Origin of the sequence: Vibrio sp. 99K-1, from assembly GCF_013114585.1 — a bacterium.
GTDB classification, from domain to species: Bacteria; Pseudomonadota; Gammaproteobacteria; order Enterobacterales; family Vibrionaceae; genus Vibrio; species Vibrio chagasii_B.
In genome coordinates, this window is the sequence record NZ_VTXF01000050.1 from 13,847 (window position 1) to 26,934 (window position 13,088).

The following is a 13,088-nucleotide window of genomic DNA, read 5'->3' on the forward strand; positions in this document are numbered from 1 at the left end:
ACGTCTGCAGCCTATTTTTGGTTGAATATCCACCAATATTCTTCGTATTTACCAGAGTTTAACCCTGATCCCCTTCCCCTCCTGATTGTTCTGAGTCGCTTTTTTATGTCAATTTCTAAAGGGAGTGCAATAAAAGCGTGTAAGAAAAGAGCACAAAGATAGCACTAAAAAATGGACTGCGGTTATGTGTACTCCGTAGTTAAACTTCGTATATAAATAAATATTTAAGTAAACATTAGATAGAAAATTAAGGTTCACGCTGGCTGCTACATACTTGTATGTAGAGCCGGTGTGAAGCCGACAAGCGATAGCGCGTCAGTCACATCCCCAAGTCTAACTTGATCGATCCTACAACAACGGTCGCTTCGCTCCATGATACCCACAGCCAGCATTAAACATTAATAAACTAAAAAAGAACAACGCCATCGCTGGCTGCGCTGGATCTTTCTTTTGTCATTCGACAGGAAACTCTTGGCATACACGTAAGATTTCGTGGAACCACCACAATAACCACGAGTTACATCAGCCAACAACGTACGTCTTACTCGCTTCGCTCGCGCATTCTAGCAAGGCGAAGGGCAATTTTCGTGCCGTAGGTATGATCAATTCATTAAACTTAATCTGGAGGATAAGTCCTTATCTTACTCACTGCGTGAGCGCGTTCTGGTATTCGTCGCACAGCGACTCATAGCACTGGAGGTGACAAGGTAACTTATTAATTCTCTGCGAAGATCTTGAAGGTTGATTTGTGAATAGAGCTTACAAAAACATTGGTGACCATAATCATTAGAAGGAGGCTCTGTTGCCTATCTCAGAATGTACCCAGTGAGAAAACGCTTGGAATTTTGCTCTTGTTTCCATTCCTTTAGGACAAACCAAATCGTAGCCCTTTTCTGATTCAATATAAGGAAAGGGCGCGACTAACTTCCCCGATTGAATTAAAGGTAGCGCAAATTCTAATCGAGCAATAAACACACCAAGCGATAATTCCGCAGCTTCCATCGCCAGCCTGTTATCACTATAGAAATCACATCGTTTTTCGCAGTCAATGTCTACATTCATCTCATCTAACCAATACCGCCATGCACTGGTATCACCTCTATGGATAAAATTAACGTCTGATAGAGCATTTATTCCGTCATCAAGACCATTCTGGGCGGCGTAGTCAACACTGCACACTGGCGTTCTCTTTCCAGAAAACAATCGCTCACTGTAGTGATTTGGGTACCGTCTTTTATTATAAAAAATTGCAACATCGTACGGCTCAAATTGAAAATCAGATTGATTTTGTTTGGTTTGCAACTTGATGCTCAAGCTTGGGTATTGCTGACGAAGTGAGGGGAGTCTCGGAATCAGCCAAGCAGAGGCGACATAAGGTGATGTTGCTATATACAAGCTACCAGTAAGCTCTCCTGTTTGAATGTCAGAGAGGGTAGAAAATATGGATTCAAATGATGTATTAAGGACACTAAGAATTCTTTGTCCTTCAGGTGTGAGTTCTAGTTTTCTGGTTTTTCTAATAAATAAACTAAATTGAAGTTGCATTTCAAGCCTTTTAATTCGTTGGCTGACTCCACCTTGAGTGAGAAATAGTTCCTCTGCAGCTTTAGTAAAACTCAAGTGACGCGCTGCAACGCTGAAAGTATGAAGCAATGAAAGTAGTTGTTGGTTGATTGCTAAGCTCATGCATTACTCCTGTTAATTAGTGATGGGGTTTTATTCGTTTGTTTGAGCGTGTAAGTCACTATAAATTACCTTACATAGCGATGTGTGGGGAAGATGTTAATTGTGACTAAATCAAAAAGGCAAAGCTGTCGTGTGTGAGTCTCAAAATATGATAGAGCCGTTATAAAAGCCGATGAAACGTAACTTGGAATAGATACGATGAAACTTATATTAAATGCTGATGATTTCGGGCTTACGGAATCAGTAAACTTGGGTATCGCCGATTGTTTTCGTGCCGGAACGGTAAAATCGACGACTATAATGATGAACCAACCAGGAGTTTCTCACGCGTCACAACTCTATCAACATGGTCTTATTCATGAAGTTGGGCTGCATTTTACAGTGACATCAGGCAGATCAATATCGGATCCTAAATTAATTCCAACACTGGTCGACGAGAATGGCCATTTTTTTGATAGAAAGATTCTATTTAACAAATCTAATGTCTCTGCTGATGAAGTATTTAAAGAGTGTATGACGCAATATCAAGCAGCTTTGGACGCAGGATTTAATATCAATCATATCGATAGCCACCACTTTGCTGGTGCCTACCGTCCTCTTAAAATAGGTTTCACGCAGGCAGCGAATGAAATAGGTCTTCCAGTGAGGCGTATTGATAGCTTTATACGAGGTCAAAACTTACTGTCGGTACCTACCCCAGATGCGTTTGATATGGGCTTTCATGCTGAAGGTGTCAATATTGAATATCTCAAAGCAATGCTGCTAGCTTATCAAGACAGCATGCCTAACGGTACTATTGAGTTAATGTGCCACCCAGCAAGGACGCTAAGTGAAGAGCTAGAGGGAATCTCTAGTTATGCTCATGCTCGTGTTGAAGAGTGGAAGATTTTAACCAACGATGATTTTGCTTTCTGGTTAAAAAAAAATAACATTGAATGCGTTGGTTTCGATGCGATTCATGCTTAAGCCCGCGAGGCAATCTTTGTGGTCGCAAGATAAATCATCTGCATTGTTAGGTCGTTAAAACCGTTCTTTTCGGTTCAATAAATCAACACAATAATAAAGGGTGACATTGTGGTAAATCCTACCGTACTTTCCCAGATCAATATCTATCCAGTCAAATCCATTGGCGGACTTTCTCTCTCTTCTGCGTGGGTCGAAAAGCAAGGCCTTGCTTTTGATCGCCGCTTCATGTTGGCGTTAACTGGTGATGATATCTCCGCCTCAGCTAAATACCCAACCATGGTGACGGCGCGCCAGTATCCAAATATGGTGAAGGTGAGTTCCATTTTACTACCAACCGGTGTCATTTTTTCTTACCCAGGGATGGAGACTCTTAAATTATACTACTCTACCTTCAAAATGCAGACTACAGATGCCAGTGTTTGGAGAGACAGATTTTCCGCCTATACGACAACCGACGAAGCGAATAATTGGTTTAGTCAAGTGATTGGAAAACGAGTCGAGCTACTGTTTACTGGGGAGCAATCTAATCGTGTAAGAGAAAGTATTGGTCACAATGTGAGCTTTGCCGATGGTTTTCCCCTGTTACTTATTAGCTCAAGTTCGTTAAAAGAGCTGAATCGACGTAGCAGCGAAGTTCATACAATGGAACAGTTTCGTACCAACCTTGTGGTTCAAGCAGACGACCCCTTTATCGAAGACTCATGGAAGCGTATCAAGATAGGTGATGTCGAATTGGAAATAGTAGAGCCTTGTGAGCGATGCATATTAACGACACTTGACATGGAAAATGGGGAGTTTAGGACCAGTAAAGAGCCACTAACGACCTTTTCGCGTTTTAGAGCCAACGAGCAAGGCAAAATATTTTTCGGACAAAACCTTGTCGCAAAAAACGAAGGTGTTATCTCAATCAATGATGCTATCGAAGTGCTTGAGTATAAGCCACGAGAATTTTACGAAGATTTCGACGCAAAAAAACAAGAGTTGATTTGTGTTGAAAGAGAGCCAGTGGCAAGAAATTTCGAGACATTCTGGTTTGGGGTTCTACGCCGGAACCCCAGATTTTTCCGATTGTGAGATTATTCTCGATTGAGTAACTTTATCCCGTCCGCTCGTAGCTGACCGTCAGGGGAAACATGACGGTATAACGTTTGTCGCGTTATACCTAACTCTTTACATAAGGTACTAACTTTTGTTTCTGGTCGACCCATAGATGCCATTGCCATTCGCAATTTTACTGGGGTCATTTTGTAAGGTCGTCCACCTTTTCTCCCGCGCGCTCTTGCTGAAGCTAATCCAGCAATTGTTCGCTCGGCAATCAATTCACGTTCAAACTCAGCCAATGCTGCAAAGATACCAAAAACAAGCTTACCGGCTGCTGTTGTGGTATCAATGGTCGCACCGTGACCAGTCAATACCTTCAAACCTATCCCACGCCCAGTCAGATCATGCACCGTATTTATGAGATGACGAAGGTCACGACCAAGTCGATCTAGTTTCCATACAATCAGAGTATCGCCTGGTCGGAGAGCTTTTAAACAGGAAATGAGTCCAGGACGGTCATCTCGCTTGCCAGATGCTCGATCCTCATAAAGATAGGTGATATCAACACCTGCAGCAATTAACGAGTCACGCTGCAAATCATTTATTTGAGAACCATCGGCTTTTGATACTCGCATATAACCAATTAGCATTTCACACCTGTCACATATACGTTCGATTATGTGACATTGTGATTTTGGTACATGATACTGTCAATAGTAGTCACATTACCCGTCATTTAAACTATGACAAGTAAAGGCTGTATCTTAGGATAATGTGACACCTATAATTTATAAGGTTCTAGAATGGCCAGCAAAAATAAACTCTTAAGTATTCTTTCAGAGGCCGAGCAGGAAGCGCTGTATGGTATTCCTGATTTCGATGATGTGCAGAGGTTGGAGTTTCTGACTTTGGATGAATCTGAGTTAGCGTTAGCCAATGGCCGAAAAGGACTTCATGCACAGCTTTGTTGTATTCTCCAGATTGCTTATTTTAAAGCTAAAAGTCTGTTTTTTCGTTTCGAGTGGAACGATGTTCTGGACGACTGCAACTTTATCCTGAGTCGCTATTTCCCTGGTGAGTCACTTCCAGAACAATCGCCCTCTAAATATGAACGTTATATTCAACGAGAAAAAATCTGCAAACTGTATAATTATCGTCCGTGGTCATCAGCATTGTCTTCGCTGATTGAGCAGCAAGCAGTCTATATTGTCCACCGCGATATCGCTCCTGGATTTGTTGCCACTGAACTGATTATCTGGCTCAATGAGAACAAAATTATCCGCCCCGGCTATACCACACTCCAAGAGCTGGTCAGCAAGGTGCTTTCTGATGAAAGGCAGAGGTTGGGACGTGTTTTAACGGAACAACTTGATGACGCAACCATTGATCATTTGAACAAACTGATTGAACGCGATGAAACCCTTTCTCGCCTTGCTATTCTCAGACAGGATGCGCGTGACTTCGGATGGCGACAGATGGCCCAAGAAAGAGAAAAACGAACCATTTTAGAGCCACTGCACCATAAAGCCTGCAATATTTTACCTACACTGAATATTTCTCAGCAAAACCTACTGTACTACGCGAGTCTGGCAAATTTCTATACCGTTTACGATCTGCGTCAACTGAAACCCGAGCAGGCGCGTCTTTATCTGCTGTGCTATGCATGGGTTCGTTATCGTCAGTTCAGCGATAACTTGGTGGAAGCCATGTTTTTCCATTTGAAAAAACTCGAGGATGAGAGTCGCCGTGTAGCTAAGCAGCTTCTGGTTGACGTTCAAGAAAAACACCGGCGTGAAACGCCCAAGATTGGACGACTACTGTCTCTTTATGTTGATGATAGTGTCTCAGACTTTACCACTTTTGGCGAAGTCCGCCGTAGAGCTTGGAAGATTATGCCACGGGATACACTGCAAACTACCGCTCAGCGCATGAGCGTAAAACCTGTCAGCAAACTGGCATTACAGTGGCAAGCTGTCGATGGTATGACCGCATTAATCCGGCGTCACCTTCGACCATTATTTCTGTCGCTCGACCTCAACAGCACAGTCAGCGCTAGTCCGTGGGTTGAAGCTATGAACTGGCTTAAAGTGGTGTTTGGTAAAAAGCAGACGCTTTCGCAGCGACCCCTAATAGAATGCCCCAAGGGAACGTTACCCAAACGATTACGCCCGTATTTGCTGGAGTTTGACGAGAGTGGAGAGGTCATTGGACTGAATGCTGGGCGCTATGAGTTCTGGCTCTACCGACAGATTAGAAAACGCTTTCAGGCAGGTGAATTCCACCTTAACAACAGCCTCCGTCATCGTCATCTTTCTGATGAACTGGTACCAGAAGGAAAAAAGGCGACGGTGCTGGCTGAAATGAATATCCCATTTTTGCACAAGCCGATCAAAACACAACTAAAGAAGTTGGAATCTGAACTGCATCGACAATGGAAAGCATTCAACCGCGAGCTGAAACAGGGGAAGTTGAAGCATGTGATGTACGATAAAGAAACGCAGAAACTGACCTGGCATAAACCCGTTGTCAATCGTAATAAAGCAAAGGAGACGCGATTCTATGAACAACTACCATTTTGTGATGTGGCTGACGTTTTCCACTTTGTTAACGAGCAGTGCAATTTTCTTCAAACCATGAAACCACTACAACCCCGTTATGCTAAAAAGAATGCTGATGTTGATAGTTTGATGGCGGTTATCGTTGCTCAAGCAATGAATCATGGTAATCATGTGATGGCTCGAACCAGCGATATTCCATTCCATGTATTAGAAAGCACATACGAACAATATCTCCGCTTTGCGTCACTTGCTACAGCCAATGACTGTATTACCAACGCGATAGAGGCACTGCCGATTTTTCCATACTATTCATTTGATCCCGAAACACTTTATGGTGCTGTTGACGGACAAAAGTATGGTGTTGAACGACCAACAGTAAAGGCGCGACATTCGCGTAAATATTTTGGTCGAGGTAAGGGTATGGTGGCCTACACAATGGTGTGTAATCACATTCCGATTAACGGCTACCTAATTGGTACAAACGACTATGAAGCCCATCATGTCTTTGACATCTGGTATAGAAACACTTCTGAGGTAAAACCTACAGCCATCACTGGTGACATGCACAGCTTAAACAAAGCCAACTTTGCGATCTTGCACTGGTTTGGTTTGCGCTTTGAACCTCATTTTACAAATCTGAACAAGCAACTACAGGAGTTGTATTGCGCCAGAGCTCCATCGGCCTATAAAAATTGTCTAATTCAACCAGCAGGACGGATTGATCTTGACCTTATCAGTCGTGAAAAAAACAACCTTGATCGCATTGTCGCCACGCTGGGGTTGAAAGAAATGACGCAAGGGACGTTAGTCCGCAAATTGTGCACATATTCAACAACCAATCCGACAAGACAAGCTCTGTTCGAATATGACCGATTGGTGCGCAGTATTTACACGTTGAAGTACCTGCGTGACCCGCAGTTAGAGCGTAATATACGGCGCTCCCAGAACAGGGTTGAATCCTACCACCAGTTACGTGCTGCAATAGCCAAAGTTGGTGGAAAGAAGGAATTAACAGGAAAAAATGACATTGAAACGGAAATCAGCAACCAATGTGGTCGGTTAATTTCCAACGCAATCATCTACTACAACTCAGCGATTCTGTCACGATTACTAGAACGACTAGAAGCGGAAGGCAATACTAAAGGCATTGATGCTCTAACTCGGATATCACCGGTGGCCTGGCAACACATTTTATTGAACGGACACTATACCTTCCAAAACAGTAATGAAATTATTGATTTGGATGAGTTAATTGCTAGTTTGAAACTGGAATAACGGAAAAATCTGGGGTTCCGGCGTAGAACCCCTATTTGGTCTGTTCTGGCTACTTGGATACCAGTTTTCACCACGTTTGGCAGATGCTGGGGAATCCGTATTCTGGCGAGTAGACAAAGCTGCCAATTACGGAGTATTAAATGAGCTGGCACGTAGCTGCATTAATACATATAAGATCGAGCAGCACTGGGATGACATGATGCGCATTGCCAGTTCACTTAAGCTCGGCACCGTACATGCCTCTGAACTAATCCGCACTTTGCTAAAAAGTGAGCGTCCTTCAAGCCTGGCACTGGCCATCATTGAAGCTGGTCGTATTAATAAGACGTTGTACCTATTGAACTATGTTGATGATGAAGATTATCGTCGTCGGATTTTAACCCAATTGAACCGGGGAGAAGGCCGTCATGCTGTGGCTCGTGCCATCTGTCATGGTCAACGAGGTTAAATCAGAAAACGGTATCGAGAAAGACAGGAAGACCAGCTTGGTGCCCTAGGTCTTGTCACTAATGCTCTCGTGCTCTGGAATACAATATATATGCAGGCTTCACTGGATCATCTGCGAGAACAAGATACTGAGATAAAAGAAGAAGATGAGGCTCGGTTGTCACCACTTGGTTACAAATACGTTAATATGCTTGGGCACCACTCATTTACGTTAGCAGATCAAGTGATAAAGGGGCAGCTAAGGCTACTGAAAAATCCTTCAGATTTTGATGATTGGCCTTAGCGTACGTTTTCGTTCCATTGGACTTCAAATCCCTGATAAAGGATATGACAGCGAACCTTTCCGTACTTTTGTCCAGGAACGCGGCGGAGAAACGGTAATTGCTAAACGCAATTACGGGCAAGATATAGACAAAGACAGTATGGATTGGTGTCTATACAAATATCGTCACTTGGTCGAAAATGCCTTTGGGATAATTAAGCATTATCGAGCTATTTCAAGTAGATATGACAAGCTAGAAAAGAATTATGCCAGCATGTTATCGCTGGCATTCATGTTAATGTGGCTACCGATGTATTGTTGAATACGAAATGTACAGCAAAGATCAACACGCCCTAGTATGTCTGTAAAATCCAACAAGTCTCTCTGTTGTACATGCTTTTGGATCTGCGCTACTCGTTTATGCTGTAATTTCTCTTCTTGTTGATATTCTATCTGAAATTGTATAAAGAAGGAGAACACCTATACATAAAAAAAACATTGTAGCGTACAAGATATTACCACTTTGTTTTAATAACAAGCCGCCAACAAATGGTGCTAATGCTAAACCAAATTCATAGAATGTAGCAGCACCGAAATAGGCTCCTTTTAGGTGGGGCGGAGCCATTCGATCAATTTGGATATTGAGCGTAGGAAACAGGATAACTTCTCCTAGGCTAAGTAGAAACATGGCTACCAACCACAACACCCAACTTTCGCTTGATACAAGTAAGAAAGCAATTTGCGAAAGCGCTAAAAAAAACACGCCCAATTTAGTTTTCAATTCCAATGATATATGGCGAGTAAAGCGTACGGTGAAGTAATGCAATGTTATCACGGTGGCTGCGTTGATGAAGATCATTACACTTAGAAGGTATTCGGGGTTGTGTACTTTGCTTATCAAAAGATATTGAGGTAGCGTTACATCTATTTGGCCATATATTAACATAACTAAAATATTGGCGACGACTAGAATCTTGAACGGTTGATCATTCCAGATAACCTTCAAGGAGCCAGTGAATGAAAAGTTGAGGTTGCGTGTTTCTTTATATTTTCCATACCTGAAGACGATAAGCACTAGAATTAAATATAACAAGAATGATAATCCAGTTATAAAAAAAGTACTTTTCTGTGCAGCTAAGCCGAAAAATACACCAACAAGTGGGCCAACTGCAGCCCCAACGTTCATAAGAAAATACCGAATGTTCAACGAACGCTCTCGTTCTTGTTGGTTATGCAGAATATCTCCAATCACAGATTTGCTAGCTGGTTCAATTAATGAACGAGATATGCCATTCAACAAAATACCAATAAAATACCAAGTAGGTGAATTAGCTACCGCTAGTATAGTAAAAGAAATCACAGCAGCTATAATACCTAAAATCATGATGGACTTACGGCCATATTTATCCGAAGCACCACCAAAAAGATAGCCAAAAGCAATAGATATGGTTAACGCTATACTCATCATAATACCTATCTCTATTGGTGTCATAGAGTAGTTATTTCTCATAATAATAGTTATGAATGGCCAAATCATGAAAAAGCAGGCTCTTGTCAAAAAAGTGCCTATAAAGACTACTAATATTTCTTTGGGGAAATTTTGGGTGATTTTGAACATGAAAGTAATGTCTCCTAAATATTTAATTTTACGCTTTTTCCAAACTCTCTTTTTCCCATTGATTTACGATAGGCAATAAGGGTTCTATCTCTATATCTCGTATTCTTTCAATAAGATTTTTACGTTGGTCATAGATTACTGGGTGAGGACTAATACTTTTAATAATCGAAGTGACGGTTGCTAATACTTGACTACTATGCTTAAGTCTAGGAATGATTAAAACGTTCATGCAAAAATCGAACATTGAGTCAATCGAATTCAACTTACTCAGCATTAAAAATGTCATCTCATCCCCCACTAAAGACATGCCCAGCTCATCAAACATTGCTTTAACCTTCGGTACAGGTTTTTCTTTTAAGTGGAAGCTGAGAAGTGCACGATGTTGATCTCGGTCCAAGCGTTGCTGCTTCAGGTCATTATTCAACTTTGTCAGTGTTTGAAGTATGTAGTTCTCTTCTTCGTTGAAAAGGTCTGTCGTTGAGCAACGGAAATGTTGCTTGAGGAAGTACCAGAAAAAAACGTATTTTCCCTCAAACTCAAGACGAATAAAGTTACTAAAATCTTCTAGGTCGTGTCGATCGGGGTGGAAGTCACTAAGATCGCAATAAATTTCCGTGCCTGAAACAGAAGATATTTTTTTGCAGATAGAAGTTAAATCTTCTTCACCCAATAATGCTTTTAACATACGTTGCATGTTTTTCCCGCCTGCAGCCAACTCGCAATAAGCGCCTTTTTTCGGGGTTAGATATTTTATATTACTGTCGCACTTATTTAGTGATGAAGTTATTTCTGCCCATTGGCTATGCACATCCTGATTTCTTATCCTTTCTAGATTCGGGTTTTGTTCGTAAAATTCAATGACGCTTGGATCTATAACTAATCCGCTTTTTTTGAGTATTTCGGCATCAAATGAAGAAGTGGACTGGTTTTTAACTAAAATATTGATAAAATTTCGAAGCGAGCTCTCTCCACAATCAGAGAATGATACTTTGGACTCCGGAGCTGGTCGACAACTCTTAGTTATACATAGTGGTGGAAAGTAGCGATTATGTACCTCACGGTCGTAATACTCGCAACAAAGATCAGGGAAATACGTATCATCAATAAATTTTTCGTTGAACAGAGCAGGATGCAATATGCGCAGTTGGCTCATATATACTATTAGATTTTCGAAATCACCTTTACATTTAAGCCATAGAGAGGTATTGAGTAGATGAAATACATCGTGATTATTTTCGGCAGTTTGCATTCCTGAGATTAGTTGGCGGCACAGGTTATATAATTCGGATAGCAAGCCGTCCCTCTCGGCACAATGGATGTTGACATAATCTTGAACACGTCGCGGTAAATAACGGTGAAACTTATTAAAAGGTAGATGTTGCGTAATGAAGTCTGCCTCAAATCCCTCTCGGTTCAGTTTGTTTAAAGTGTTTTCAGTAAAACTATCTACTAATTTACTTGCACGTAAAGTTGCTTCATCCTTACGAAGGTTAGCATTTTCAATGTTAACTTGAGCTTCTTGCATGGATGAGGTTAATCCAGCTTTATGTACCGCCTCAGTTAGATCTACATTCAGGTTTTTTTCCAGGATTTTAATTTCATTGTTAATATTAATCAGCTGTAACTTTCTTTCCCCACTTTTCCCTTTTATCAGTTCTTTTTTTCTCCCTTTTAGCTTAGTTAATGCAGCGCGCGATTGTTGAATATTTAAGTTTTTATGTTCGACACTATTTTCTGCCTTTTGCAATACTTGGTTTAACCTTTTTTTCTGGTCTTTTAAAATCGTTTCACAAGCAAGTAATTCGCTTTCCTCTGTAGCTAACTGTATTTTTGTATTTTCGAATTGCTGTTGTACGATGTTGCATAACTGACGTATCTGTGACGAAAGTAGATGCTGTTTCTCAATAGAGTTGTGAAAATCTGTCTCATCTCTAATATATTGATAGAGCGTGTCAGTATCAGTATCAGTATCAGTGAAATTATGTCTGGTCATAAACACCATCACATGAGCAATAGTGGTGGGTGAGAACCAAGTAAATGGATTTTTGACGTCATTACTTACGTCGAACTCAACTAAGTCAGTTCGGTAAAATAAAGATCGAGAAAGTTGCCCTAACGGGTGGTCCTCTCCGAGAAATCGGTAATATTTTTCAGCAACTTCATTGTTGCACCATAATACACCATACAATGGTGATATTGAGCGGTACTCGGGATGTAATGGCATATACAGATCGCGAAAATTCTGTATATTTTGTTGGCTTGTCATTAGTGAAAACCTTTGATAATTTGTCTTAATTTATTTGCTGAGAGGTTAATTTGTTGCTGTTCATATTGGCTAGTTGACACAGATAAAGGTTCAAATACGCCATTCTTTAGTATCAGAGGCCAAGACATAAATACTCCTAATTTTGGGAGCCAAATCGAACCACAGAAAGGTGCTTTATCTTTTTGAACCAATCGCATAAGAACAATTAGAATAGAAGCAGTCGGGCCATATTTAGGAGGGCGCTTCATTTTATGGTATATGCTCAAGCCCTGATTACAAGTATCATTGATAACTTCTTCTAACTCTTGTGCTGAAAGTAATTGATTCAAAGGCCCTTTGTTAGTCTTGACTAAACTGAGCAATGGCACCAATCCATTGCCGTGCTCTCCGCAAACTTGCAAGCTACTTGTGTTAATACATTGCGGGTCTAATTTAGAAACGCGACATATGTTTTTCAAAAGCCTAGCTGTATTGTGTATAGCGCCTATACCAATGACTTTACAGTTAGAATCAAGCAATACTTTTTCTATGTAATAACTAATACTATCCACAGGGTTAACTGCATTTATAATGTGACACCCTGGGGTAATGAGCGGTTTAATTTGGTTGAAAATTTTAGCGCTAAGATGTACATGTTCTTCAAGTAGGGTTTGACGATCACTCATCGGAAAAGTTGACGGAACACCATAACAACAAAGGATTACATCAGCCCCGTCAAGATGGCAATAATTATCGGTAATAAAAGTTTTAGGTAAGCGTACCTTAGTGTGGTTTTCGAAGATATGTCGTACTAAAAGGCCATCTAGAATATCTTCGTAAATGGCTTGTGATTTTTCGACATTCCGGCAAAAAATAACTATTTCATTAACGTTGTTTCGTAACTCGGATACGTTCAACAGTGCATTTAGTGCCTCTTGTCCAATACCTCCAAATCCTAAAAAAATAATTTTCATAATCTCTCCAGATGGC

General features: G+C 41.0%; 7 protein-coding genes and 3 pseudogenes. 5 read left to right on the plus strand and 5 right to left on the minus strand.

What is annotated here, in order from left to right; all coding sequences use genetic code 11:
- Positions 1-786: 786 nt before the first annotated feature.
- Complete coding sequence (locus tag F0228_RS25030) at positions 787-1,686, minus strand: LysR substrate-binding domain-containing protein (RefSeq protein WP_171763006.1); 900 nt, start codon at positions 1,684-1,686, stop codon at positions 787-789.
- A 198-nt stretch (positions 1,687-1,884) separates the two neighbouring features.
- Between F0228_RS25030 and F0228_RS25035 the strand changes: the two genes are divergently transcribed.
- Positions 1,885-2,652: a carbohydrate deacetylase gene (locus F0228_RS25035; RefSeq protein WP_171763007.1), complete on the plus strand. Its 768-nt coding sequence runs from the start codon at positions 1,885-1,887 to the stop codon at positions 2,650-2,652.
- A gap of 108 nt (positions 2,653-2,760) precedes the next feature.
- A pseudogene (locus F0228_RS25040) lies at positions 2,761-3,684 on the plus strand (MOSC domain-containing protein); the annotation flags it as partial.
- Positions 3,685-3,728: 44 nt separating this feature from the next.
- On the opposite strand, the gene F0228_RS25045 reads toward F0228_RS25040, so the two are convergent.
- On the minus strand, positions 3,729-4,343 hold the full coding sequence (locus F0228_RS25045; RefSeq protein WP_171763008.1) for a recombinase family protein: 615 nt from the start codon (positions 4,341-4,343) through the stop codon (positions 3,729-3,731).
- Positions 4,344-4,496: 153 nt separating this feature from the next.
- On the opposite strand from F0228_RS25045, the gene F0228_RS25050 reads away from it, so the two are divergent.
- The 3 genes and pseudogenes from F0228_RS25050 to F0228_RS25060 all read left to right on the plus strand — a co-directional run.
- Positions 4,497-7,526 carry a Tn3 family transposase gene (locus F0228_RS25050; RefSeq protein WP_171763009.1) on the plus strand — a complete coding sequence of 1,010 codons (3,030 nt, stop codon included), beginning with the start codon at positions 4,497-4,499 and terminating at the stop codon, positions 7,524-7,526.
- A gap of 13 nt (positions 7,527-7,539) precedes the next feature.
- Positions 7,540-8,256, plus strand: a pseudogene (locus F0228_RS25055) (Tn3 family transposase); the annotation flags it as partial.
- A 34-nt stretch (positions 8,257-8,290) separates the two neighbouring features.
- Positions 8,291-8,557 (plus strand): annotated as a pseudogene (locus F0228_RS25060) (transposase); the annotation flags it as partial.
- 96 nt (positions 8,558-8,653) lie between these two features.
- Here the strand turns inward: F0228_RS25060 and F0228_RS25065 are convergent.
- Genes F0228_RS25065 through F0228_RS25075 form a run of 3 tightly spaced genes read right to left on the minus strand, consistent with a single transcriptional unit; the run spans position 8,654 to position 13,072 of the window.
- A complete protein-coding gene (locus tag F0228_RS25065) occupies positions 8,654-9,853 on the minus strand; it encodes an MFS transporter (RefSeq protein WP_171763010.1) in 1,200 nt (399 codons plus the stop codon).
- 28 nt (positions 9,854-9,881) lie between these two features.
- Complete coding sequence (locus tag F0228_RS25070) at positions 9,882-12,119, minus strand: hypothetical protein (RefSeq protein WP_171763011.1); 2,238 nt, start codon at positions 12,117-12,119, stop codon at positions 9,882-9,884.
- Positions 12,119-13,072 carry a malate dehydrogenase gene (locus F0228_RS25075; RefSeq protein WP_171763012.1) on the minus strand — a complete coding sequence of 318 codons (954 nt, stop codon included), beginning with the start codon at positions 13,070-13,072 and terminating at the stop codon, positions 12,119-12,121. The genes F0228_RS25070 and F0228_RS25075 overlap by 1 nt, the downstream gene beginning before the upstream one ends.
- Positions 13,073-13,088: the final 16 nt, after the last annotated feature.